We start from the raw sequence: 23,846 nt of genomic DNA, 5'->3' as shown, positions 1-23,846 counted from the left end.
CCATTCAGTATCTTTAATAACAGCATGAAGGGGTTAAACACAGTATTACATAATGAAAAAAAAATTGTAGTCATTGATTATTCGGTGGTACCACACGAAAAAGAGTTTGAGCTAATGAAACACTCACTTGAATATATAACGCAATATGAAAAGTCTTCAGCTCTTGTTCTGGAAATTATATCAGGAGTAAAGCTGAATAAGGAGATTCTGGACTACTTCCCAGGATACTACGAGAAAATTAAAGTCCACGTAAAACGATGGGCCTCTGTAGGTTTTGGAGAAATGATCTTCAAAGAAATGATTGCCTCTAAACAGATTCCCTCTACTGCTGCTAAAAACAAGAACATCGACTGGTTTGAGACAAAAGAACAAGCGCTATCGTTTTTAACACAGGATTATCAATGAAATTGTCATTTGTTCGTTCAAAAGGCTCTCATGACACGTAATCAAATCAAAATCAATAAACAGAGTCACCTGGAACAGTCATGGAGGGTGCATTCCTTGCTGGCAGATTTTGACGTTGAAGATGTCTGGCGTGTGCCGGTAAAACTCAAACAAGAGCACAGCCTGGATCTGTTTCTAAAGCAGTTCATGGAATCGAATGAAAAGGTGACACAAAAAGGACTAACAGGATATTTATTTCGTCTTAGGTTCTTTCTTGGTAAGATTTTTAAATGGGATGAAAAAAAGCAAATAGATCATTTATTACCAGGAAGCATCCGAGAACGCTATGAGAAGGCAGAAAATTTAAAATCTGAAGATCTGCCTGAACCCGGTACCGGAGACTTTATACCTGTTTATCAACTGGAAGATGAATATTTATCTGAAATTGAGAATAAAACCGTACATGCTGCCCTGCATATTGGGCGAGTGATAATAGCAGGTGGTTATGGCATTCATATGGCTGTATATGTAAAACCAAAAGGATATTTTGGAAAAGCCTACATGAAATTGATCCAGCCATTCCGTCATTGGATTGTTTACCCTGCACTGATGAGAACAGCAAAAAGAAGTTGGGAAGATTATTTGAAAATTGAAAATCATAAATGATACTTATTTACATCCCAGAACTAAATCATGCTAACATTCATTACTAGAAAATGGAGTTGTTTGAACGAGTTAAAGATCCTTCTAAAAACTGGTTGCCCCATGATGGTGTGGTCAACTACTACGGTAAAATCTTTGATCTACTGGAAGCCGATAGATTATTTGAAATTCTTCTAACCACCATAGACTGGCAGTCCGATCAGGCTGTCATTTTCGGTAAGAAAATCATAACCAAGCGGAAGGTAGCCTGGTATGCAGAAAAACCTTTCCCCTATCGTTATTCTGGTACAACCAAAGTGGCACTCCCATGGACAAAAGAGCTCCGGTCTATCAAAGAGATCGCTGAAAAGCACTCCGGCGAGACCTACAATTCATGCCTGTTGAATTTGTACCATTCCGGAGAGGAAGGCATGGCTTGGCATAGCGATGGCGAAACTGAACTGAAGAAAAATGGAGCCATTGCATCCTTAAGCTTTGGTGCTGAACGTAAGTTTTCATTTAAGCATAAGCAAACCAAAGAACGCATCGACCTGCTCTTGGAGAATGGTAGCCTATTGGTGATGAAAGGTACCACTCAGACCCACTGGCTCCATCGACTCCCTCCTACTAAAAAGGTTAATCAACACCGAATAAATCTGACCTTTCGTCAGATGGGGGAAAGATCGATAATCAATTTTTAATGTTTGTAAATCTCATCCTCGTAATAGTATCTAAGGAACGATAGCTTTCATCATGTAACTTTAAGTGCACGACATCACCCATTCAATAAGGTATAAGCCTGTAATCGTGATTCGCCCAGGACTCGATCGCAGCGGCGAACCGCCCTGGAACCTACTGCTTAGGAGCCGTAATGGAATGACCGTAGTGGAACGAGCAGTTGCTCTATCCTACCGATTGCTATCTAGAGCTAGCGAACCCTCCTATTGCTTTCGTAGCATTTTTGTTAACGGAAAGAGGGGGATTATTTCATGATCACTTTAGTGAAAAATAAAAAAGGCCCATACAATAAAGTATGAGCCTGTAATCGTGATTCGCCCAGGACTCGAACCTGGAACCTACTGCTTAGAAGGCAGTTGCTCTATCCAGTTGAGCTAGCGAACCTTCCTATCGCTGCTTTCGCAGCATTTTGTTTGCGGAGAGAGGGGGATTATTTCATGATCCCATTTTGAGGGAGATGAAACAAAATGCTGATACTTCGTATCAGACCAACCTCCTCAAATCCTCTTTCAAGTAAACTTGAATCGGATTTGATCCGTTTTGCTGCTATCGCAGCATTTTGTTTGCGGAGAGAGGGGGATTCGAACCCCCGGTACGATTTCTCGCACGCATGTTTAGCAAACATGTGGTTTCAGCCACTCACCCACCTCTCCGTGGCATTTAGCTTAAAAATTTGACTCTACTTTCAAGCCAAAACCTTCTTAAAAAAAGACCCGTTTATCGGGTACATCCTAAAAAGGAGTGCAAATATAAAAGTTACAGTCAAAAATCCATTTCGTTGACTCAATTCTTTATCTAATTCATCAATAAATTGTGGCATGAATAAAAATCAAATACTTCTGGCTCTGGTAATTCTCAGTTTTGTCGGTATGAGTGCAGTTTACCTTGATGTATCTGAAATTATTTCCAGTGAAATATTGGAAGCTAAACCCGAATCCAAAGAAAAGCACGGAGAGGTTCGTCAATACACCAAAAGCAATAAGCTAAAAACAATTGTGAATTACAATCATGGACAGAAACATGGTACTTCCTACCTCTTCCACGATGATGGTGAAACCATCTTACTAGCTATGCCCTATGAGAATGGCGAAAGAGAAGGTGTTTCAAAAAAATATTATGAAAATGGGCAGTTGTATGCTGCCACTTCCTATCATGAGGACAAACTGCATGGACCCAGAAAATTATATTATTCAAGCGGACAATTAAAAGCTGAAATACCCTATGGATATGGTTTCCCGGGGATAGGAACCAGGGAATTTTTCATTGACGGAAAAGAAAAAGAGGCATTATCCATCACATCCAGAAGTGATGGAAGCATCATTTGGCTTGACACTTCCGAACCGTGTGATGATCAACGATTCTACATTGGTCAATTGATCGATGATAACTTCCTTGATCCAGTTAGTGAAAATGTTCGTTTGCTAATGGAAAGTGATAATCAATTCTTTATTGATACAAAGGTTTACACTCCGAGCTATCTCAGATACCAGGACATCATCTGTCATTGTGAGAGTTCACAGGGAAACCCCATTGTTTTGAAGACTCGATTGTTCTAACAATTACTTCTCATCCTTAAAAATTGTTAATCCATAAAAATCAGGTTCATCTGAATGAATTGATCTGTTAGATTTGCCAGCCATGAAGTGGGTGAACTCAATCAGCACATTTGAAATCGTATTAATTGGAGCCTTTGTTCTTCTGTACATTAGCTTTATCTGGCGTGTTATCAGCACTACACGCAGGCTGGGTCTTCCTGCAAAGAGGGTTCTTATAAAGTCCATACTACGTACTATCTATTTCATCTTAATTGTCACTGCATTGCTAGGACCAAGCTTTGGAGATACCTCCAGAGAGGTTAAAACTGTTGGGAAAGATATTTTCATATGCATTGACCTGAGTCAATCTATGAACGCTACAGATGTTCAGCCTTCAAGATTGGAAAAAGTGAAGTTTGAACTAAAGAACATTGTAGAGGCATTTAATTCAGATCGCATTGGACTTATAATGTTTAGTAGTGAAGCATACCTACAATGTCCGCTTACATATGACAATAACGCACTAAATCTGTTTATTCAAACACTAAACACAGACATGGTTCCGAATTTCGGAACCGATTTTGGCCCTCCCCTGCAGATGGCTACAGAGAAATTGATTGCTGATGATACGGTCATAACCCGATCTAAATCCAAAATCACCATCTTGATCAGTGACGGAGAAGATTTCGGTGATAATACCGATGAGATCGCAGAAGATCTGGATGCTGAAGGAATTACATTATTTACATTGGGGGTAGGTACCGAGCAGGGAAGCAAAATTCCCACACGAAATGGTTTTAAAACTGATAAAAGTGGAAATGAAGTGGTCTCACAGTTAAATTCCTCCTCCCTTGAGGATTTGGCAGATATTACCGACGGTGAATATTTTGAAATAAATGAATCAAGAAACGATGTATCGCGTTTGATAAATGCAATCAATGGTGTGGAAGGCGAAATGCGGGATGCGAAACAGGTAGACACCACTCAAAATCGTTATTTCTACTTCCTCGGATGTGCATTGCTTTTGATGATATTAGATGTGCTATTTAGTGTTAAATTGATCAAGCTATGAAAACATTCTTTGCGATCATTTTGGCTATTCTTATTACCGATCCTAAAGAAATTTCGAAGGTTAATACCCTGAAAAAAGAAGCGGAAGCCGCCTACCTGGCTGAAGACTATGAGCTGGCCCTGGCTAAATACACCATGCTTCGGGATTCTATGGGTGTGGATGATCCCGCTATCAAATTAAATCTGGCGCATGCACACTACCATCTGAATGATACCACTGGAGCAAAAAGTAATTACAATCAACTGGCAACTTCCTCTAATAACAAACTGAAATCCATAGCACTACAGCAACTTGGAGTTATGAGCAAGGATGCAGGAAAACTTGAAGAGGCACTTCAACAACTCAAATCAGCTATAAAAGCAGATCCTACTAATCAGGATGCCCGATACAACTATGAGGTAGTAAAGAAATTGCTCGAGGAACAAAAGCAACAGCAGCAACAAAATCAAGATCAGGAAAACCAGGATCAGGAAAACAAAGACGGAGAGGACGAAAACCAGGAACAAAAGCAGGACCAGAACAAGGAAGGAGAGCAAGAGAATAAGGAAAATCAGGAAGGAGAAAACCAGGAGCAGTCTGAGCAAGAAAAACAAGATCAGGAACAGCAAAATCAGGAACAGAAAGAGGGCGAAGAGGAAGAGCAGGAAAAGTCTCAGGAGCAAATGACCAAAGAAAAGCTGGAGGAGATGGGAATCAGTGAAGAGAAGGCCCGACAATTATTAGAGGCCATGAGACAGAGTGAAATCAAGTACCTGCAGCATCAAAAAAGGAAGCCAACCAAACGACCGCCAAGCGGAAAGCCCGATTGGTGATCCTACTGCTTCATCACTAAAACGCAACTTCTTATTGCGGTCAACTTTTACGATCTTTGCGGTCCCTAGTCCAGATAGCTATCGGGATCGGGACTTTTTATTGATTTTAATCACAAACGATAACAACATTTAATATGAAGGAAGTTTACATAGCATCTGCTGTACGTACCCCAATTGGAAGTTTCGGTGGGAAATTAGTAGGTTTTTCTGCTACTCAACTTGGCACTTTCGCCATCAAAGGAGCGTTAGAAAAATCAGGTGTGGCTGCAGATCAGGTCAATGAAGTTTTTATGGGAAATGTCCTTTCTGCAAACCTGGGACAGGCTCCTGCGAGACAAGCAGCCATTGGTGCTGGAATCGGTCACAATGTACCATGTACAACTGTAAATAAAGTTTGTTCATCCGGAATGAAATCAGTGATGCTGGGAGCGCAATCCATCATGTTAGGCATCAATGATGTGGTAGTTGCCGGAGGTATGGAAAGCATGTCCAATGTGCCATACTATATTCCTAAGGCACGATTTGGTTATAAATATGGCCATGGACAAATGATAGACGGCTTAATGCATGACGGCCTTTGGGAGGTTTACAACAAATTTCCAATGGGTAACTGTGCTGAAAACACAGCCAAAGAAATGAATATTTCTCGTGAAGCACAGGACGAATATGCAATCAACTCATACAAAAAAGTGGCTGCTTCCACTGAAGCAGGCGAATTTAAAGATGAGATCGTACCCGTTGAAATCCCTCAACGAAAAGGAGACCCGATCGTCATGGATGAAGATGAAGAATTCAGAAATGTAAACTTCGACAAGATTCCTTCATTAAGGCCTGTGTTTGATAAGGAAGGGACCGTGACTGCAGCTAATGCTTCTACCATCAATGACGGGGCATCCGCGCTCGTACTGGTAAGTAAGGAAAAAGCAGAAGAATTAGGACTTACCTTGATCGCAAAAATCAAAGGATTCGGAGATGCAGCTCAGGAGCCACTCTGGTTTACAACAGCACCTTCACTTGCTATTCCTAAGGCATTGGCTCATGCGGGGGTAGATCAGGGAGACGTTGACTTCTGGGAAGTGAACGAAGCGTTCTCTGCTGTAGCTATTGCTAATCAGCAAAAACTTGGACTTGATGCGGACAAGCTAAATGTCTTTGGTGGCGCTGTTGCGATGGGTCACCCGCTAGGTACTTCCGGGGCTCGTATCATTACCACACTGATCAATGTACTAAATAAGAAAGGCGGTAAGATTGGTTGTGCAGGTATTTGTAATGGTGGCGGTGGAGCATCCGCGATTGTTGTGGAAAAGGTATAATTGAAATCAAATGTATCAAAAGCTCTGACTTCATCGTCAGAGCTTTTTTTATTCCAGAATCCGACGTATTTCCCTTCCTTTTTCCAAATACTTTTCCAACTCCTCCTCCTTATTCATTTCTATGAGCCCCTTTAGCTTCTCAAGCTCCTCTTTGTAGGCCTCTATTCCTTTCAGAACCATTGCTTTATTTTCCATAAAAATGGAGCTCCACATGCTCGGTGAGCTCTTGGCTAAACGAACAGTGGACGCAAAACCGGAACCAGCCAAATCTAAAATCACCTCTCCATCTTTTTCCTTTTGAAGCACTGCACTGCTTAATGCAAATGAAGTAATGTGACTCAAATGGGAGATATAAGCCAAATGTTTGTCATGTTCTCCCGAGTCCATATGAATAATGCTAAATCCTGCATCCTTTGCTAATACTTCAAAACCCTTTAGCTTGTTAGGCTCTGTTAAATCCGTATCACATAGAATCAAATTCATTCCATGATACAGTTCCTCAAATGCAGCAGAAGGACCTGAATGTTCCGTTCCTGCAATTGGGTGAGCTGCAATAAACTGTCCCCGATTTGGGTGATGTGAAACCGAGGCGCAAATTGCCTCTTTGGTCGATCCGAAATCAACAACGACCTGATGGGGCTGAATTTGATCGAGTATCTTAGGAAGTAATTCTCTTATCGCTCTTACAGGCACAGAAACAATAATCACATCCGCCCATCGTATGCCCTCACTTAAAGTAGGAAACCCTTGAGAAACAATCCCTAACTCCAGGGCCCTCTCCTGGGCATCTTTACTTTTATCATATCCACCAAAGGTCAAATCTTCTCGATGCTTTAATGCCAGTGAAAACGAACCACCAATCAACCCGACACCCACCAATAGAATATTCATAAGCCATATATGTTTAGACGTGAAATTAAAGTTAAAGACGACTAAACTTGCGGCTGACATCTAAATTTGTACTATCCTAAAAAGATATTCGTTGCGAATACATCTTATGCATAAACTATTATTCACGCTCTCACTTTCACTAGGACTATACGTATCATTTTCTCAGGAAATAAAAACCTACTATGATGAGGGACAACTGAAAGAACAGTATCACATACTCAATGGTGATAGTTCACTGGTTGATGGTAAGTACAAAATGTACGATAAGCATGGAAACGTTATCATTTCCGGTCAATTCGAAAAAGGAAGCAAAGAAGGTGTTTTCTATAATTACTACCCGGACGGTAGCATCCAGCGGGAAACAGTTTACAGACAAAACCTGCGTGAAGGTTTGACTCAGGTATTTACTCCTTCAGGTAAATTGATCCAGGAAGCTACCTTCAAAAATGACACACTTGTTGGTGAGATAAAACTGTATGATGAATATGGTAAATTAAAAGGAACTACCTCATTTGAAAACGGTAAGCCTGACGGACCGGTTTATTCGTACTTCCCAAATGGCCATATTAAGGAAGAAGTCCACTATAAAAATGGTATGCCCAATGGTGTTACGAAGAAATACTATGAGAGTGGAAATATCCAGCTAGAGTCTCATTATCAGAATGGACTTTTGGATGGCGACTACAAAACCTATTACCCAACGGGCAAACTGGAGATGGAAGTTGTGAACAAACGGGGAGATCGAAGCGGGTCAGTAAAAATCTATTATGAAAATGGTCAGTTAAAGGCAATAGGAAACTATGATAACGGAGCGTTGCAGGGTGATTATCTGGTTTACTTCGACGATGGAAGCACCAGGAGCGAGTACAAATATCGGGACGGTTATCGTGTAGGTAAAAGCCTGGACTACTATAGAAATGGAGAAATTAGACTGGAATCCAGCTTTACGAACAATGGCCTTAATGCAACCATTAAGGAGTACACAGAAAAGGGGCAGTTAATCGCAGTGAAAGAACTATCTAATGAACTCCCTCATGGTACCTGGAAATCGTGGAATAATAAGGGTCAGCTCCTCTCGGTCGAGCAATATGAAAAAGGAAAGCTCCACGGTGTACAAGAAGTCTACCATGGTGGGAAAAAGATTTCGGAAACTACCTATCGGTTTGGCAACAAGCATGGTACTTATAAGGAGTTTTATCCGAATGGGAAACTGAAGGTTGATGGGAATTACGAACTAAACAAACTTCATGGAGATTTTACAGCCTACCATAAGAACGGGCAAACCGAATATACCGGCAAATACGTAAGAAACCGAAGACATGGGGAATGGAAGTACTTTAACAAGAATGGGAATGAGGAAGAAACCATTACTTACAGGCATGGGGAGATAATAGAAAACCAGTGATTGATTTTTTTGACCGGCCTTAGCTCTTATGCACACAAAATGGTCATGAGAACTAAGTTGGTCACTACCGCCCCTACTAGCTTGGTGTTATTGTGTTAGTAAAAAGCCCCAGAGAGATTCGGGCCAACTCTGGACTTTTGGGTTTGTAGAAAAGAATGAATTAGCGAATTTTGAATGAATCGCTAAATTGAACCATGATATTCTTTCGAACCATTAAAGCCTTCCTGGCAGACAAAGAGTACCGGGACCTGTTGTTGACCGGGGTTACGATTCTCATCATTGGGACAATTGTTTATCATGAACTGGAAGGGTGGAGTTATCTAGATGCCTTTTACTTTTCATTCATTACGCTCACCACCATTGGTTTTGGAGATTTTGCACCTCAAACCGATTGGGGTAAGCTTTTTACAATCATTTATATCACAATTGGTGTCGGTATCATTCTTTCTTTTATAAACACCCTATACCTCCATTACAGCCAAACAATAAAGGGACGTAAGAAAAAAAAGTAAGTAAATTACTCATGTTTAGCTCTTAGTAATAAATACATCTATGAAAGAAATTAAAGTCATTCTGTTACTTACCCTTCCCATACTTTTAATCAACTGCGGAGACGATGATGGTGATACAAACTATGTATCCCAGTTTGTAGGAACCTGGCAATCATCCATCATAACAACCTCTGGATGCAGCAATGAAGAGGAAAACGGAACACTTACTTGCGACCCTTATTGCTACGAGATCACCATAAGTGATAATGGAACTTACACGCTTGAAGATTTGCTTGATCAGCGAACTGAATCAGGCGAACTAACTGCTACAGCCACAACGGTAACACTTTGTTCTACGGGAAGCAGCAATTGTGATGAGGATAACATTTATTCCTTTTCAAACGACAACACCTTTTCTATCGTATTTACAGATTTTCCTTCAGAAGGATGCCAAATCATCAGCCACCTTTAATAAGCAATAATAAACCTGAAAAAATGAGAAAATTATTACCCCTATTTACCGCCGTTTTTCTTTCTATGTTCATTTCATCATGCGGTGATGATGATAGCAGCACAACTACAGATGATGTAATAGCAATAGACCCAGCATTATTTGCGCCACTATTAGGAGATTGGATGGCTGACTCTAAGGTCCTGACTGGATGCAGCAGTTCAGAACTAAATGGTGAACATACCTGTCAAGAAGGAACTATTACTTGCATCTCATTAAACTTTCAAGTGGATGATATTTACGGTGGTGGATACTTCTTTTTTGATCTTGATGCCACAGGAGAGTTTACAAATATTACCACATCAGGAGCAGTTCAAAACCTTACGTCGAGCTCTTTCTCCCTATGTCAGCCAAATCTCTTTGGAGAGAGTGCTTTTGATTGTACTCATTCCTTTACCTATGAGCTATCTAGTAGTAATACAACATTGGAAGTAACATGGACAGACGATGATTTACCCGGTTGTACCTCTTCTGCCACTTTTACAAAGAGGTAATACACCAAATATGTATTTCTAATTAATCGCCATAACTAATTCGAAATACAGTTCCAGCCAGATCATCGGAAACCAACATAGATCCATCAGGAGCAAATACCAAATCAACCGGCCTTGCCCAGGCTGTGTTGGTTTCTTTATCTAAAAATCCAGTAGCAAAATCCTCGTAAGCAACTCCCTCTCCATTTTCCTCTGTGACCATCGTGATCTTATGGCCGGTATGGCCTACATCTGCATCCCTGTTCCATGAGCCATGTTCTGCAATAAATACCTTGTTTTTATATTCCGGAGGAAAGGTATCACTGGTGCAGAACTTCACTCCCAAAGGAGCTACGTGTGGTCCTAAATTCTGAGCTGGTTTAACAAAATCTTCACAAGGATATTTGTGTCCAAACTCAGGATCTTGGATATATCCTCCATGACAGTATGGATAGCCGAAATGCTGTCCGGGCCTTGTCACTCTGTTTAACTCACAAGGTGGTTCATCATTACCCATCCAGTCACGACCATTATCCGTAAACCACATCTCCCCTGTTTCCGGATGCCAGGTGAAGCCCACAGTATTTCTGACACCATGTGCATATACCTCTCGTTCCGATCCATCAGGATTCATACGGGTAATACTTGCGTACATTTCGTTTTTGCTTTCGCAAATATTACATGGCGCACCCACTGGCACATACAGCTTTCCATCTGGACCAAAGGCAATAAACTTCCATCCATGGTGACCATCGGTAGGATAATCATCATAAATCTTCACTGGCTCAGGAGGGCTTGCCAGATTTTCTTCAATGTTGTCAAAACGCCAAAGCTTCGAAACCTCCGCTACATATAGCGAACCATCCTTAAAAGCAATCCCATTGGGCATCCGCATGTTACTGGAAATGACATACTTTTCATCTGCTTTCCAATCACCATCCGTATCTTTTAATGCATAGACTTTATCCCCACCCCTGTTGCTCACAAACAAGGTTCCGTTTTCAGTCAGCACTATCGAACGGGCATTATTTACCCTGGCAAATACATCAATTTTGAACCCGTCAGGAAGCTTGATATCAGCTAACCTTAATCCTTCATTGGAGGTTAGATCGACAGCCGAATCGACTGGATCATTGTTCTTTGAATTATCAGCATTATGCGATGAACATGAAATTCCGATGATTAGAAAAGCAAAAATCTGAATTCTTCTCATGGTGTTTTTTTATTCAAGTTAAAAAAATAATATCCAAGATGGCCAAATAAATCGATCGAAGAAATGACCAGATAAATAGAATAATCCTTAAATCATTGATTTGTTTTTATACATTTCAACTCCAATCTCAAAGCTTAATTCAATAATCAGACTACTCACCTACATAATCCTACTATTTCTGTGTGCGTTTAATTATGCACAAGGTGAACCGATAACTTTCAATGCAAGCCCACTTGAATTAAAAGGTGAATGGAGTCTTGTAATGAATGATTTTCTTTCATTCAATGAGCTCAACGATCAGCATGAAAGTGTGTCCATCTCTGTACCCAGCACTTGGAACGATACGAAATGGGATGGAAAAAAAGTGGGGGCTTATGGGTATGGCACTTACTATCGAAGGTTCATTTATCCTCAAAATCTCCCTGATACCTCTCTGGCCATCGAAGTATCTGAAGTAAGCCTCGCTTACAAATTCTATGCAGACAACAAACTCATCGGTCAAGTCGGTCAACCGGGAACTAATGCATCAAGTAAATCAAAAATAGACTACCAGATTTTTGATTTCCGGGTCAGCGCCGGTGATACGGTCACACTGATTTTTCACATCAGCAATTTTGAACACAAGACCGGGGGATTGTGGTATGCTCCTACAATTGATTATGAGTCAAGAATGGTCAACAAGTTTGAACTCAATCGCACGATTAAGCTAATCATACTGGGTTGCATTCTCATTGGCGGACTGTTTCAGTTGACAATATTCGTGCTCAATCCCAAGGAAAAGTTTTGCATCTACTTTGCGATTGTTTGCATGACCCTGATCATGATAATCATCACCCGAGGTGACCTGACCATCATGGATTTGTTTCCGAATACAAGTTGGGTAACGTTAAAGAAAATCCTTTATCTGGCTGTTGCACTAACCGGACCTGCCAATGCCTTATTCCTGCGAGAAATATATCCGAAGTTTTATCCGAAAAGGCTCATAGATATAATGGCTGTAGTTGCCATCTTGATAGGGATTTTAGTCTTGTTCGTTCACCCCAGAATTACCTATTCTATCATACCCTATCTTCATGCATATAACATCATTATAGGTATCTATCTATTGGTTTGTCTCATTCAGGCTGCTATCGTAAAAAAGTATGGAGCCCGATTTTTACTCTTTGGGTACACCGCAGTATTTCTTACATTGGTTTATGACATGCTGAGCAGCCAGTACGTCATTCCGGCCTACTCATTTGAAATGATGTACATAGGTATAACCATCTACATCATACAACTGATGATTCTCCTCTCCAGTCGGTATTTGTTTGCTCTGAGAGGAAAAGAAGATCTTTCCAACCATCTGAAAAAAGTAAATAAAGAGCTTGAAGAGATGGTTGATCGTCGAACCAAGGCACTAAGAGATAAAAATGAGATCATTGAAACCAAGAATGCAGAACTGCAAAAGGCAATCAAAGAAAAAGATCACCTCATGGCAGTTGTTGCCCATGATTTAAAAGCGCCACTATCAAGCATTCAGGGTATAAGTGAAATGATGGGGATAGATTTAAAGGGGCAATCTGCAGAATTCAATGAGATGATTAAAAAGGTGACAATGGATGGCAGAGCCATGATAGAAAACCTGACTGAATTAAAAGTATTTGAACAGGAAGATTACGAACTTCATGTACAACCACTCGACGTGAGGGAGTTTTTCAATCAAAAATTGATTGCATTTAAAACGACTGCAGAACGAAAAAATATCTCATTGAACGGTCATTTGAATGCACCATTATTTCGCTCTCAGACAGATTTGAATATTCTTAACAGAATTGTAAATAATCTGCTGTCAAATGCTATCAAGTTTACACCTAAGGGAGGAAAGGTGGATTTTCAAATGATCACTGTAGCAGACTGCCTCACGCTTTATGTAGAAGACAATGGTCCGGGTTTTAAAGACAGAGATAAGAACAAAGTATTTAAAAAATTCCAGCGTTTATCTGCCAGACCAACAGCCGGAGAAAGCTCAACAGGCCTGGGTCTTTCAATTGTCAAAACGCTCGTTAACTTATTGAATAGTAGTATTGAATTGGAAAGTGAAGAAGGCAAAGGCGCCAAGTTTATTGTGAAAATCCCTCTTAAATTCACATAGTTTTTCTACAAACTTCTTCCTGACATGCATTGCAATTACTTTTGCGGCCATGATCGATATTACTAATCTTTCTTACTATCTGGGAGATCGCGCTCTTTATGATGAAGCTTCTCTTTTCATAGGTCCCAAAGACAAAATCGGACTAATTGGATTGAACGGGACAGGTAAATCCACACTACTGAAAATGATGGTTGGGGATGTTCAGCCATCTGGTGGGAAGATATCGATGAGTAAAGACACTACCATTGGCTTTCTGAATCAGGATCTCCTCTCCTTCCAGACACAGGACTCTATTTTATCAGTTGCTATGACAGCTTTTGCAGAGTCCATGAAAATTCAAAAAGAGATCGATAAGGTAATTAAGGAAATGGAGGAGAATTACCGTGACGAGCTCGTGGATAAACTCACGAAACTTCAGGAACGTTTTGAAGCGAATGAGGGCTACTCACTGCAATCCAAAGCAGAGGAGATCCTGGAAGGAATCGGCTTTAAAACGGCTGATCTTTCTAGACCTTTGAGCGAGTTTTCCGGAGGCTGGCGCATGCGAGTGATGCTGGCAAAGCTTCTTTTAGAAAAGCCCAGCCTGCTCATGCTGGATGAGCCTACCAACCACCTGGATTTGCCTTCTATTCAGTGGATTGAAAACTATCTGCAATCCTATGAAGGGGCTTACATCATCGTCTCTCACGATAGGGAATTTCTAAACCGCACAGTAAACAAGATTGTAGAAGTAACTCAGGCCGACCTCCATGTTTATTCTGGAAATTATGACTTCTATGAAGAAGAGAAAGCCCTGAGAAACGAACTGCAGCAAAACGCTTACGAAAATCAGCAGAAAAAGATAAAAGAAGCCGAGCGATTCATTGAGCGATTTAAAGCAAAGGCTACTAAAGCGAGCCAGGCGCAATCCAAGATGAAGATGCTGGAAAAGATGGATCGTGTAGAAGAAGTGGTGGATGAAAATATGAAGGTGAACTTCCGCTTCAATTTTAAAACTAAGTCTGGCAGACATGTGAAGCGGCTGGAGAACATCTCCAAATCGTATGGCGATCTTGAGATATTGGCTAATTCCACGATTGGAATTGAACGAGGAGATAAGATTGCATTAATTGGGGCAAATGGAAAGGGGAAATCGACGCTTTTGAGAATTGTTGCCGGAACCGAGCCTCATGAAGGTAAAGTGCAGACCGGTCATAATGTAATCAATTCATTCTATGCACAGCATCAGCTGGAAGACTTGAACATTCAAAATGATCTGCTGGAGGAACTGAAGCAAGCCGGAACAGGCAAAACCGAGCAAGAGCTCAGGAGTGTCTTGGGATGCTTTCTTTTCTCTGATGATGAGGTTTTCAAGAAAATCAAGGTGCTTTCCGGAGGTGAAAAATCCAGGGTTGCATTAGCCAAAACATTGATCTCAGAGGCAAACTTTTTGCTACTGGATGAGCCTACCAACCACCTGGACATGATGAGTGTTAGCATTTTGGTTCAGGCACTGCAGCAGTATGAAGGCACATTGCTGTTGGTTTCCCACGACAGGCATTTCATTTCGCAGGTTGCAAACAAGATCTGGTGGATTGAGGATAAGGAAGTAAAAGAATATCCAGGCACCTACCAGGAGTTTGAATGGTGGTGGAATAAAAACAAAAAAGATCAACCGAAAGAGGAAGGTCAAAAAGAGACCCACGCACCTAAAAAGAAACAGAATACCAAGCAACGAAACAACACAGAAGAGCAGCAGGCTGCCAGGGATCTAAAGAAAATTGAAAGCGAGATTGAGGCGCTGGAGAGCAACATCAAGTTCCTGGAGACCCAAATGGGTGACCCTCAGATCTATGAAAATCCACAGGAATACGAAAAAGTAAATATCGAATACAACCAGAAGAAAGAAGAGCTGGAAAAGCTCATGGAAAAATGGGAGCAAATGGCTTGATTAAGATATGAAAACGCTATACCTGAGGAAACCCAAAAATCAGCAAACATTGCACATCTTGTTAATGGTTATTTTCCTTATTCAAGGTGTACTTAACTTAAGAGAACCGGATGATACATTCAAGTTGGTTTTGGCCATTCTGCAAATTGGCCTGGCTGTATTTTATGGGCTTTACTACTTCTCTGTTTTAAAACCTAAACGCTCTAAGTATTCTCCTCAAATCAACTTGAATGAAAACGAAATCTCCTTTTTCAAAGGCGTCTTCTATAAGCCAAAAACCATTCAGCATAAGGAAATCAAGTTGGTTCAAATCAAACCGGAGCGTCTGAGCGTAATCACAAATGAATTCGATTTCACTTACAGCTTTGATTACGAATCACTTAATAAATCCGAAATTCAACATGCGATAGAGCGCTATTGCCTGGAGAAGGGGTTGCCCTATGAAAATATAAGCTACAGGAATGTTTGAATAATCAGGTGATCATCAAGCCATCATCTTCTTCATTGACCATTTCCTTTATCTCATATTCATCCTTAATTAAACTAAACCAGCTCACTACTTTTCTCAGCTGACTTTCAGGAATCGTAGAATCAAGCTCTGGGATAATCGAATGAAAATAGGACTTTAAGTCCAGTACATTTTGCGGAGGATTTTTGTCCATTTTTATGAAGATATCCATCAGATTGATTGTTCCTTCTGTCAGCTTAAAGTCAACATTTCCAAGTGCCAGCACCTTATCTCTTTCATTGGCAATGAAAATCACCGGTCCTCCTCCGAGTGGTTGTAGATGATATCCTCTGGGATTGTAGGCATTCAGGTGAAACAATCCCTGCTTCCCCTTTACATTCACGATTTTTTGAAGGTTGATTTTTGCCATCTTATCCTTGTTTTTCTATACGATTGATGATCCACTGAAAGCGATTATTGATCATATCAATCGCCGTTTGAGGCAAGTTCACTTTCGTAGGGCTGTACTTGACCTCCCCCTCTCTGATACTATGTGAGAACTTATAATTATATGCTGCATCGTTTTCAAAAGTCGTCTGCTTCAACTGAGTAAAATCGTACTTCATACTTTTCTCCCCTACGAATTCATGGATTCGATCGAGTGTATTTTGTGGTTGTGAACAGAGCGCGTCGTATCGTACGATTAATATTCGATTCCCATGTCCTTGATTCAATGCATCTTCCAGCAAAGAGACCGGTGCAGACATAAGCGTAAACTTTTGACTAATGAATGTCTCTACTCTATTGAGTAGCGTAGCAAATCCCAGGTCGTTTTGAGACTCATCATTATTTTCCATCAAGATGGTCTTCTGATACTGAGATTCAATTGATTGGAAAACCTCTACCGGATTACGATAACAAAAAATCACTTTACAATCCTGATGCCCCATGATCCGATCCATGATGGGCAGTTTATTCACCCATCCTCGGTTCTTGTCAAATACCACCTTTTTATCATGCCAATAGGCATGTAAATAAGATTTTACACCATTTCTGAACCGCTCAGACTCAGCCAGCCGATCCATGTTTTTATATGAAATATTGTGGCTAAACACCTTCCGCATTTGCAAGATCATATCCAGCGTAGGTGAGGTAGGTGTTGCATGAAAATCCGGATTCATATTTAGCATGTTGCACATGAGTGTGCTGCCGCTTCTGGGAAATCCAGCTACAAAGTGAAGTTTATTCATTCTTTTATTTACTAGTTTATAAAACACAAAAAACACCCCGACACTGGCCGGGGTGCTTGATGAGGCTACCTTAGCTTCATCTTCCTTAGTTAATCATTGTTCGCCACATCTACAGGCGCAACCAGCATCATTAGCTTATTAATCTTGCTTTCCAATTCTGCAAAGCGTGCTTCGTCGTTTGACTGACGAGCTTCCAGATCATTATTCGCTTGTTCCAGCTGATCATTTTCCGCCATCAACGACTGGTTTTGAGCATTGAGCTCTTTTACAGCTTCCAAAAGAAGTGGGATCATTCCCAAATAGTCAACAGACAAGTATCCATCCTTTTGTTCAATAACAAGGTCAGGATATAGCTCTTGCAACTCCTGTGCAATCACTCCGTAGTGTACTGACTCTGTATCTTTGGTCTTGATATCATTGAACCGATACTTGTATCCTTCTAGTTTCACTAGTGTTTGAAGAACATTTGATAAATCAGCAATATTTGTCTTCAGTCTTCTATCTGATGATCCTGTTATTGTTCCTGTAGCATTGATATTACCGTTCACTTGCATGTTCCCATCCTTAGTAATGACCATTGCGTCACTCTTATTCAGTTCATCGGCTCCATTACCTACAACAAACACAGCGTCTGTTGAAACAGCTGAACTAAAGTTCCCTCCGGTCGTGGCATTAAACATACCTACTACTGTAGTTGCGTAAGAGGATGTTGAAAGACCAATGCCTCCAATGGTCGCTGCAAAGTTTGCCGAAACAGTGTTATCCTTTCCAGCACCAACAAATCCATGAGTAACAGGACCACTAAAACCAATCTCATTTGAGCTCCCCCCCACTATTGCAGAATAGGTCGCATATTTTGGGCCACCCGAAGAACTACCTAAGGTATTCATGTGTCCTCCTCCAATAAATGAGTTTTTTGAACCGAAGATATTATTGCTATCACCTCCCGAAATCACTCCGTAATTAGAATCCTTTACCGAGTTGGTGTAACCTCCTCCAATTACTGCTCCAATTGAATTCGTTACTCCATTCGAATACCCACCTACAATTGCGCTATTGTTTGAGTTGGTCTGAACTCCATTATTATACCCACCAGCTACTACTCCGTATGGAGCCCCATTAACAGAATTGTCTCGACCTCCTCCAATAAATCCGTAAGGAGAAGTGAATCGAACGCCATTATTATATCCTCCGGAAATGGATCCACCTTTCGAATCCTCTATTCTATTATTATATCCGCCTGCTACTGCACCATAGGTAGAATTATTAGTAACACTATTTGAATTGCCTCCACCTACAAAGGCCCATTGTGATCGAACATAGTTACTATATCCCCCGGCTATAGTGGAAGACTGGGACGTAAAAGAAATCGTATTATTATATCCACCCCCAATGGAAGAGTAATCAGAGCCAGAGTTTATGCTGTTGCTTCGACCACCCGGTACAGATCCATAATTAGATTCAACGGAGTTTTCAGAACCCCCGCCAATGGCAGCATAATACGCACCATTTAATTGGTTTGAATAACCACCGGAAATGGTACCATTGTATGATTCCGAAATATAATTATTGTTTCCTCCAGAGATGGCTGCATTTTTAGCGAAAGATCCAATGTAGTTTCCATCGCCACCAGCAATCACTGAACTCTGCGCATCATAATTAATACGGTTATTATTTCCACCACCGATTACAGCATCGTAGGAGTCTGAATAGTTAACGCCTCCATCTCCGGCTTCAATGGTATTGCCTCTTCCGCCTCCTACTGTGCTATATGCTGATTTAGCAGCATTCAAATATGTCGATGGACCAGATACCTGGAAAGAGTAGCTTCCAGTTCCCGCATAGCTTGCACCGCCAGCAGCATCCGCCCAGCTGGTATTACCTGCACCATCGGTAGTTAATACCTGACCATCTGTTCCATCAGCCGTTGGCAAATTAAATGCACCAGCCACGGCAAGTTCATTTGCAGTGAATACGCCATTAAGTGCGGCATTTCCTGAACCATCCGCTAAATCGTCAATTGCTATTGGGATCGTTGGTTGGTTAGTTAAATCATTATAATCTCCACTAAAATCATCCGTAGCATCTGTATCCAGATTTGCAGGAACATCTGTTAAGCTATTAAATGATCCATCAAAAGAAGCTTGATTTAAAAGACCATCTTGATCGGTCAATTCGTTAATATCAGTAGGAATGGAAGCGATCATGTCTCGTTCTGCTTGGGAGATCCCATTAGCTGCATGTGCAGCATAAGGCACACTGTTTAGTGCAGACGTACCCAGATTCACAAATCCATTACCTGTGTTTACCTCCACTTTAATGGAAGCATCGGACGCTCCCCAGTCGATCGCATCGAAAGTGGAAGCTGATCCACTGGTTTTGGTTCCTTTACCAATAACAGCGGTAACGGCACCAAAGGCATCCGTGATTTTGGAATGTGTTTCTACCCACAATGTTCCAACTGTGTTAGTAATAGTAAACCTGAGGGTAACACTTTTTGAAGCCATTACCGTACCGTCACTGTTTCTTAAGACAGCCTGGTAATTAAATCCAGGAGGACTGTTCAGGTTTCTTTCAATGGCCTCCATTTTTTTCTCCATCACCTCTGCATTTACCCCGGTAGAGGCAGAAAGCATGATGAACAGAGTAGCCGAAAAAATGTAAAAAAATCGTTTTATCATGGCAGTATTTGTTTTCTGTTGTAAAGTTTAGTTTTTGATAAGTTTGAATGAGGCTGCTTTCTTGTCTTTTGAAAGCTGGATGTTAAGCCAATAAATGTTCGAAGGAAGTTGGCTGATGTCCAGCCTAAGACGAACGCCCTGCTCCACACCTATGGGCACTTTTTTACCCTCTATGGTGAACAATGAGATTTCCGCATTAGAAAAATCAATTCCTTCACCGGCGATGTTCACAAAATCCCGGGATGGGTTTGGATACACAGAAAGACTTTCTGAAATATCTGAAACACCCAGTGCGGGTTCACTGGTCAGAAATGGTTGTTGAAAGCCGGCAATTAGAAATGCATCTCCTGTAGCTACAGCGTTTGACACTACAGCCTCACCTATTGAGTAGCTGGCCGTGGTACCCGTCTTTGCGGTACTCACTATGCCTTGTCTTTCAACAGACTGAGCAGATGCATATGTTGCTACTAGCGCCAGCAAGCAAAAACACACGCATTTAATGTTTGTCATATAATAAGGATTTAAACGTTAGTAAGCGGTTAATAAGAACTGGGCATCAAATTCATTGATGAAAAATGCATTTCAAAAAAAATGTTGTGAATGGAAGATTTTTGTATGAGTTTGACATGAGTCAGAACAAAAGGAGATTTATCAAACTAATAAAAATCAAACCATAGCTCGGATGAAATGTGCGGGACTATTTAAGTAAAAGATAGATCCTCTAATTAATTTAAATATTCATCGAAGAATGAATCCCATTAAGAAAACCATATGATATATTTACTGACAGAGTGATTAAAATTGCTCATTCGTGTATAAACCTATTCTGTTTTTTTTATTTGTAACCACCTTACTCACTGATAGTAAGAGTCAGTCTGTTATCATCAAAGGAAAATCTTTGATTGAGGAAGCGAAGTATCAATCAGCAAGTCAGTACTTTAACGAAAAACTAGATTCTTGCAGAAGCTCCTGTCCTGATTCCCTTGTTGGTTACTTCCATGTATACATGGGCAAAAGCCTGCACTTGCAGGATAATTATGACACTGCTCTGGCCCACTATAGAATTGGAATTAATATTTTTAATGAGTTAGAGGACATAAACGGACAGGTTTTTAGCTACACCTCTCTGGCTGAATTTTATCGAAGCATTATACACTCACAGAGAGGCATTCCCTATCTTGAAATAGTGGATAGTCTTATAAGACAAAAACGTCCCTCCTTACGAAATCTAGCTTATTTCTATAACAGGTATGCTGCTTTGCTGAATGAATCTGTTGGCGAGAGTGCCGAAGAGGTAATTGGTTATTCTAATAAAGTTTTGTCCATTGCACGAGAAATCAAGGACAAAGATCTGGAGGCTAATTCGTTAAATGAAATAGGATTTGTGTATGAAAAAAACGAGGATATACGCGCACTTGAACACTACGAGCAAGCTTTGGAAATCTATAGGGATCTTGGATATACCCGCTATGTAGTCAATACATTAAGCAGCTATTCCCGTGCGGCTGAACGATTTGGTGAATATAATATAAGCCTGCAATATGCCATCGAAGGAGCCGAGCTATGTGAAGAAAATAATTGGGAAAAAGAAAAGCCCGAGTTCTACTGGATGCAGTATCAGAATTATAAAAGGCTAGGGAAATTTGAGAAATCGCTAAGCGCCCTGGAGATATACTATGACATCTACTCTGCTCAACGAGAAAAGGAATGGAACGAAACCATTTATGAAGTAGAAGCTAAATTCAACCTTTCAGAAAAAGAAAAGCAATTGGCTGAAGTTCGAAATGCGGAGATGATTACCCGCCTGGAAAATGAGAGGAAAAACAAGCAATTATTAACGCTTATAGGAGTCGGTGCTCTTTTGCTTACCATAGTGGGGATCCTTTACTGGGTCTACAATAAAACAAAAAGAAACAATGAACTGCTAAATCAAAGCGTGGAAGAGAAGGAAATACTAATGCAGGAAGTACACCACCGGGTTAAAAACAATCTTACGTTTCTAAAAAGCTTATTGTACCTCAGGGCTAAAGCATCTGATGATGAACGCGTTAAAATTATCCTTGACGAATGCCAGTCAAGGGTGCAATCCATGGCCCTCGTACATCAAAGCCTTTACGATGTAGAAGAGGCAACCATGATCGATTTTCAGGAATTCATTTTAGAGCTGTTCAGGGACATTTCATCAATGTTCGAAAAAAATGATATTGGGTTAAAAATTGACACGGAATGCAAACTAAGTATGCAGCTCTCGATATTTCTGGGATTGATTATTAATGAATTGATCACAAACTCATTTAAATACGCTTTTGATGAATCAAAAGATGGTGAGTTATCTATTTCCTTTATTGAAAAGCAAGATTGCTATGTGCTGAATTATACAGATAATGGGAAAGGGCTTCCCCCTGACTTTGATATCATCTCGTCAACGGGATTCGGATTCAAACTCATCAGAATCTTGCTCGAACAGATTGATGCCAGCATGTCATTGAGTGGTGACTCAGCAACGAACTTTAAAATTGAAATACCTAAATGAACAAATTCAATATCGCTATTGTCGACGATGAATTAATGATCGCAGAGATGACAAAAGAGATGCTGATCGAGTTGGACTACAACGTGATAGGCATTGCGAAGAATCATGAAGAAGCAGAATTATTACTTTCATCTAATCAGCAAATAGATCTGGTAATTTTAGATATCAATTTAAGTGAAAAAAAAGATGGTATTGACCTGGCAAGCGAAATAGAAAATAAATACAAATTCCCTTTTATATACCTCACTTCCTATTCCGATCCCAAGACCATAAAGAAAGCATCTTCAACTACTCCAGCCGCATATTTACTAAAGCCATTTACCAGGGATGATCTCTTTTCAACGATTGAATTATTAAGAGCCAAAGGAGAGAGAAACTCTGAATTTGTTTTTCTCAAAGTGGGAGCAAAAAAGGTAAAGGTCCCGATTCGGGATATTCAATACATAAAATCCGACAGCAATTACCTGGATGTAGTGACTTCTGAAAAAAAGTATATTGTTAGAAATTCATTGGACAATTTTTTAACAGAGCTAAATACAAAAGATTTTATAAGAGTCCACCGATCATATGCTGTAAATATCAATAACGTAAGTGCCATCAATGGGAAACACCTTATTGTAAATGAGGAGAAGTGTCCCATATCCCGCTCATACAAAAAAGAGATAACCAGTCGTTTGTCAGGAAAGCAATAACCTGTGAAGCAAGGTGTTCAAAAGTTGAGGTTACTTTTTATCCAAATACCTCATCAAATCCTGCTTCACACTATCTGTTCTACTCAGTACTTCTCGGTAAAATTCATCTTTTCTTCCAAAAAGATATTGATACGCAAAGATTATGTTTCGAAATTCATTCCGTTGAAGAAAGGATGGATCCAGCGCACCCGGACCTCTGAATTCCATTTCACGCATATAAAAAGGCTTTACAAAATCGCGAACGTGGTTATTAAGTACTTCATCAAATTGGCCAGCTCCCAAATAATACTGTTCGTATAACTCTACGATGTTATTTCGGAGATCAAAATCATTTATCAAATCCAATTTTCCTGATGCTTTTAATGACTCATAAGTGGTTCTTTGAGGCGTGAATGGTGGATTATACTGAATACTCATGGTGTGCCACACCAATGCGGAATCACTTCCATATGGCCTGCCAATACTTGCCATAGTTAAGTTGTTCAAGGCTTCTTTTATACTCTCATTGTAGAAGAGTAGGGTGTCAAGAGCATCAACATCCGTTTGCAAATCGGTCAATAAAGATTCCAAATACTTCTGCTCTTGTGCTCGGTTACTGGCCTCTTCCCTCCAGCCTTCCATATAAAAAGCAATGGTGATGCCCAGAATAACCACCAACAGGTTGGCAATGTGATCGAGCCAATTAATCTTCTTCATAA

General features: G+C 40.5%; 23 protein-coding genes and 2 tRNA genes. 16 read left to right on the top strand and 9 right to left on the bottom strand.

From position 1 onward, the window contains the following. The first annotated feature begins 24 nt into the window (after window positions 1-24). The 3 genes from ACXAH9_RS14110 to ACXAH9_RS14100 are packed head-to-tail and all read left to right on the top strand — an operon-like array spanning window position 25 to window position 1,727. Complete coding sequence (locus ACXAH9_RS14110) at window positions 25-405, top strand: hypothetical protein (protein ID WP_474895496.1); 381 nt, start codon at window positions 25-27, stop codon at window positions 403-405. 30 nt (window positions 406-435) lie between these two features. Next, window positions 436-1,050, top strand: coding sequence for a DUF2867 domain-containing protein (locus ACXAH9_RS14105; protein WP_474895495.1), 615 nt, complete (start codon window positions 436-438; stop codon window positions 1,048-1,050). A gap of 50 nt (window positions 1,051-1,100) precedes the next feature. After that, a complete protein-coding gene (locus tag ACXAH9_RS14100) occupies window positions 1,101-1,727 on the top strand; it encodes an alpha-ketoglutarate-dependent dioxygenase AlkB family protein (protein WP_474895494.1) in 627 nt (208 codons plus the stop codon). Window positions 1,728-2,074: 347 nt separating this feature from the next. Here the strand turns inward: ACXAH9_RS14100 and ACXAH9_RS14095 are convergent. Next, window positions 2,075-2,148, bottom strand: a tRNA-Arg gene (locus ACXAH9_RS14095). A 182-nt stretch (window positions 2,149-2,330) separates the two neighbouring features. Continuing rightward, window positions 2,331-2,417 (bottom strand) — tRNA-Ser (locus tag ACXAH9_RS14090). 165 nt (window positions 2,418-2,582) lie between these two features. Here ACXAH9_RS14090 and ACXAH9_RS14085 point away from each other — a divergent pair. From ACXAH9_RS14085 to ACXAH9_RS14070, 4 genes are all read left to right on the top strand, one after another. Continuing rightward, window positions 2,583-3,320 (top strand): toxin-antitoxin system YwqK family antitoxin, encoded by a 738-nt coding sequence (locus tag ACXAH9_RS14085; RefSeq protein WP_474895493.1) that lies wholly within the window; start codon window positions 2,583-2,585, stop codon window positions 3,318-3,320. Window positions 3,321-3,402: 82 nt separating this feature from the next. Next, a complete protein-coding gene (locus ACXAH9_RS14080; protein WP_474895492.1) occupies window positions 3,403-4,371 on the top strand; it encodes a vWA domain-containing protein in 969 nt (322 codons plus the stop codon). Continuing rightward, window positions 4,368-5,183: a hypothetical protein gene (locus ACXAH9_RS14075; protein WP_474895491.1), complete on the top strand. Its 816-nt coding sequence runs from the start codon at window positions 4,368-4,370 to the stop codon at window positions 5,181-5,183. The genes ACXAH9_RS14080 and ACXAH9_RS14075 overlap by 4 nt, the downstream gene beginning before the upstream one ends. A 134-nt stretch (window positions 5,184-5,317) precedes the next feature. Next, entirely contained in the window at window positions 5,318-6,496 is a 1,179-nt protein-coding gene (locus ACXAH9_RS14070; RefSeq protein WP_474895490.1) for an acetyl-CoA C-acyltransferase, read from the top strand. A 48-nt stretch (window positions 6,497-6,544) separates the two neighbouring features. Here ACXAH9_RS14070 and ACXAH9_RS14065 read toward each other — a convergent pair whose 3' ends face one another. Next, window positions 6,545-7,387, bottom strand: a complete 843-nt coding sequence (locus ACXAH9_RS14065) for a prephenate dehydrogenase (protein ID WP_474895489.1) — start codon at window positions 7,385-7,387, stop codon at window positions 6,545-6,547. Window positions 7,388-7,493: 106 nt separating this feature from the next. Here ACXAH9_RS14065 and ACXAH9_RS14060 point away from each other — a divergent pair, with 106 nt between their 5' ends. From ACXAH9_RS14060 to ACXAH9_RS14045, 4 genes are all read left to right on the top strand, one after another. After that, window positions 7,494-8,792: a toxin-antitoxin system YwqK family antitoxin gene (locus ACXAH9_RS14060; protein ID WP_474895488.1), complete on the top strand. Its 1,299-nt coding sequence runs from the start codon at window positions 7,494-7,496 to the stop codon at window positions 8,790-8,792. Between the two features lie 194 nt (window positions 8,793-8,986). Then, window positions 8,987-9,304 (top strand): potassium channel family protein, encoded by a 318-nt coding sequence (locus tag ACXAH9_RS14055; protein ID WP_474895487.1) that lies wholly within the window; start codon window positions 8,987-8,989, stop codon window positions 9,302-9,304. 40 nt (window positions 9,305-9,344) lie between these two features. After that, entirely contained in the window at window positions 9,345-9,755 is a 411-nt protein-coding gene (locus tag ACXAH9_RS14050; RefSeq protein WP_474895486.1) for a hypothetical protein, read from the top strand. Between the two features lie 23 nt (window positions 9,756-9,778). Next, window positions 9,779-10,288, top strand: coding sequence for a hypothetical protein (locus ACXAH9_RS14045; RefSeq protein ID WP_474895485.1), 510 nt, complete (start codon window positions 9,779-9,781; stop codon window positions 10,286-10,288). A gap of 22 nt (window positions 10,289-10,310) precedes the next feature. On the opposite strand, the gene ACXAH9_RS14040 is transcribed toward ACXAH9_RS14045, so the two are convergent. Further along, window positions 10,311-11,480, bottom strand: coding sequence for a PQQ-dependent sugar dehydrogenase (locus ACXAH9_RS14040; protein ID WP_474895484.1), 1,170 nt, complete (start codon window positions 11,478-11,480; stop codon window positions 10,311-10,313). A 262-nt stretch (window positions 11,481-11,742) separates the two neighbouring features. On the opposite strand from ACXAH9_RS14040, the gene ACXAH9_RS14035 reads away from it, so the two are divergent. From ACXAH9_RS14035 to ACXAH9_RS14025, 3 genes are read left to right on the top strand one after another with little or no spacing between them, the layout of a single operon-like run. Beyond that, on the top strand, window positions 11,743-13,614 hold the full coding sequence (locus tag ACXAH9_RS14035) for a sensor histidine kinase (protein WP_474895483.1): 1,872 nt from the start codon (window positions 11,743-11,745) through the stop codon (window positions 13,612-13,614). Window positions 13,615-13,663: 49 nt separating this feature from the next. Continuing rightward, a complete protein-coding gene (locus ACXAH9_RS14030) occupies window positions 13,664-15,544 on the top strand; it encodes an ABC-F family ATP-binding cassette domain-containing protein (RefSeq protein WP_474895482.1) in 1,881 nt (626 codons plus the stop codon). A gap of 7 nt (window positions 15,545-15,551) precedes the next feature. After that, window positions 15,552-16,013 (top strand): hypothetical protein, encoded by a 462-nt coding sequence (locus ACXAH9_RS14025; RefSeq protein WP_474895481.1) that lies wholly within the window; start codon window positions 15,552-15,554, stop codon window positions 16,011-16,013. A gap of 4 nt (window positions 16,014-16,017) precedes the next feature. On the opposite strand, the gene ACXAH9_RS14020 is transcribed toward ACXAH9_RS14025, so the two are convergent. The 4 genes from ACXAH9_RS14020 to ACXAH9_RS14005 all read right to left on the bottom strand — a co-directional run bounded on the left by ACXAH9_RS14020 (window position 16,018) and on the right by ACXAH9_RS14005 (window position 20,433). Further along, window positions 16,018-16,422 carry a hypothetical protein gene (locus ACXAH9_RS14020; RefSeq protein WP_474895480.1) on the bottom strand — a complete coding sequence of 135 codons (405 nt, stop codon included), beginning with the start codon at window positions 16,420-16,422 and terminating at the stop codon, window positions 16,018-16,020. A 1-nt stretch (window position 16,423) separates the two neighbouring features. Continuing rightward, on the bottom strand, window positions 16,424-17,242 hold the full coding sequence (locus ACXAH9_RS14015) for a sulfotransferase family protein (RefSeq protein ID WP_474895479.1): 819 nt from the start codon (window positions 17,240-17,242) through the stop codon (window positions 16,424-16,426). Window positions 17,243-17,331: 89 nt separating this feature from the next. Then, window positions 17,332-19,923: a tail fiber domain-containing protein gene (locus ACXAH9_RS14010; RefSeq protein ID WP_474895478.1), complete on the bottom strand. Its 2,592-nt coding sequence runs from the start codon at window positions 19,921-19,923 to the stop codon at window positions 17,332-17,334. A 27-nt stretch (window positions 19,924-19,950) separates the two neighbouring features. Beyond that, a complete protein-coding gene (locus ACXAH9_RS14005) occupies window positions 19,951-20,433 on the bottom strand; it encodes a T9SS type A sorting domain-containing protein (RefSeq protein ID WP_474895477.1) in 483 nt (160 codons plus the stop codon). Window positions 20,434-20,734: 301 nt separating this feature from the next. Between ACXAH9_RS14005 and ACXAH9_RS14000 the strand changes: the two genes are divergently transcribed. After that, entirely contained in the window at window positions 20,735-22,456 is a 1,722-nt protein-coding gene (locus tag ACXAH9_RS14000) for a histidine kinase dimerization/phosphoacceptor domain -containing protein (protein WP_474895476.1), read from the top strand. After that, the gene (locus ACXAH9_RS13995; RefSeq protein WP_474895475.1) at window positions 22,453-23,148 is read left to right on the top strand and encodes a LytR/AlgR family response regulator transcription factor; all 696 of its coding nucleotides are present in this window, start codon (window positions 22,453-22,455) and stop codon (window positions 23,146-23,148) included. Before ACXAH9_RS14000 ends, ACXAH9_RS13995 begins: the two co-directional genes overlap by 4 nt. A gap of 30 nt (window positions 23,149-23,178) precedes the next feature. On the opposite strand, the gene ACXAH9_RS13990 is transcribed toward ACXAH9_RS13995, so the two are convergent. Beyond that, complete coding sequence (locus tag ACXAH9_RS13990) at window positions 23,179-23,844, bottom strand: DUF6090 family protein (protein WP_474895474.1); 666 nt, start codon at window positions 23,842-23,844, stop codon at window positions 23,179-23,181. Window positions 23,845-23,846 lie beyond the last annotated feature (2 nt).

This window comes from Ekhidna sp. ABH4_415 (genome assembly GCF_056161305.1).
Note: the sequence above shows the minus strand (reverse complement) of the source record. Positions and strands in the feature narration are given on the sequence as shown.

What these genes read in the sequence shown, in the direction of transcription:
- ACXAH9_RS14045 (WP_474895485.1), top strand. Translation starts at nt 9,779, where the DNA reads ATGAGAAAATTATTACCCCTATTTACCGCCGTTTTTCTTTCTATGTTC.
- ACXAH9_RS14010 (WP_474895478.1), bottom strand. Translation starts at nt 19,923, where the DNA reads ATGATAAAACGATTTTTTTACATTTTTTCGGCTACTCTGTTCATCATG.
- ACXAH9_RS14035 (WP_474895483.1), top strand. Translation starts at nt 11,743, where the DNA reads ATGAATGATTTTCTTTCATTCAATGAGCTCAACGATCAGCATGAAAGT.
- ACXAH9_RS14070 (WP_474895490.1), top strand. Translation starts at nt 5,318, where the DNA reads ATGAAGGAAGTTTACATAGCATCTGCTGTACGTACCCCAATTGGAAGT.
- ACXAH9_RS14030 (WP_474895482.1), top strand. Translation starts at nt 13,664, where the DNA reads ATGATCGATATTACTAATCTTTCTTACTATCTGGGAGATCGCGCTCTT.
- ACXAH9_RS14050 (WP_474895486.1), top strand. Translation starts at nt 9,345, where the DNA reads ATGAAAGAAATTAAAGTCATTCTGTTACTTACCCTTCCCATACTTTTA.
- ACXAH9_RS14015 (WP_474895479.1), bottom strand. Translation starts at nt 17,242, where the DNA reads ATGAATAAACTTCACTTTGTAGCTGGATTTCCCAGAAGCGGCAGCACA.
- ACXAH9_RS14110 (WP_474895496.1), top strand. Translation starts at nt 25, where the DNA reads ATGAAGGGGTTAAACACAGTATTACATAATGAAAAAAAAATTGTAGTC.
- ACXAH9_RS14075 (WP_474895491.1), top strand. Translation starts at nt 4,368, where the DNA reads ATGAAAACATTCTTTGCGATCATTTTGGCTATTCTTATTACCGATCCT.
- ACXAH9_RS14040 (WP_474895484.1), bottom strand. Translation starts at nt 11,480, where the DNA reads ATGAGAAGAATTCAGATTTTTGCTTTTCTAATCATCGGAATTTCATGT.
- ACXAH9_RS14025 (WP_474895481.1), top strand. Translation starts at nt 15,552, where the DNA reads ATGAAAACGCTATACCTGAGGAAACCCAAAAATCAGCAAACATTGCAC.
- ACXAH9_RS14020 (WP_474895480.1), bottom strand. Translation starts at nt 16,422, where the DNA reads ATGGCAAAAATCAACCTTCAAAAAATCGTGAATGTAAAGGGGAAGCAG.
- ACXAH9_RS14055 (WP_474895487.1), top strand. Translation starts at nt 8,987, where the DNA reads ATGATATTCTTTCGAACCATTAAAGCCTTCCTGGCAGACAAAGAGTAC.
- ACXAH9_RS14105 (WP_474895495.1), top strand. Translation starts at nt 436, where the DNA reads ATGACACGTAATCAAATCAAAATCAATAAACAGAGTCACCTGGAACAG.
- ACXAH9_RS13995 (WP_474895475.1), top strand. Translation starts at nt 22,453, where the DNA reads ATGAACAAATTCAATATCGCTATTGTCGACGATGAATTAATGATCGCA.
- ACXAH9_RS14065 (WP_474895489.1), bottom strand. Translation starts at nt 7,387, where the DNA reads ATGAATATTCTATTGGTGGGTGTCGGGTTGATTGGTGGTTCGTTTTCA.
- ACXAH9_RS13990 (WP_474895474.1), bottom strand. Translation starts at nt 23,844, where the DNA reads ATGAAGAAGATTAATTGGCTCGATCACATTGCCAACCTGTTGGTGGTT.
- ACXAH9_RS14100 (WP_474895494.1), top strand. Translation starts at nt 1,101, where the DNA reads ATGGAGTTGTTTGAACGAGTTAAAGATCCTTCTAAAAACTGGTTGCCC.
- ACXAH9_RS14060 (WP_474895488.1), top strand. Translation starts at nt 7,494, where the DNA reads ATGCATAAACTATTATTCACGCTCTCACTTTCACTAGGACTATACGTA.
- ACXAH9_RS14080 (WP_474895492.1), top strand. Translation starts at nt 3,403, where the DNA reads ATGAAGTGGGTGAACTCAATCAGCACATTTGAAATCGTATTAATTGGA.
- ACXAH9_RS14085 (WP_474895493.1), top strand. Translation starts at nt 2,583, where the DNA reads ATGAATAAAAATCAAATACTTCTGGCTCTGGTAATTCTCAGTTTTGTC.
- ACXAH9_RS14005 (WP_474895477.1), bottom strand. Translation starts at nt 20,433, where the DNA reads ATGACAAACATTAAATGCGTGTGTTTTTGCTTGCTGGCGCTAGTAGCA.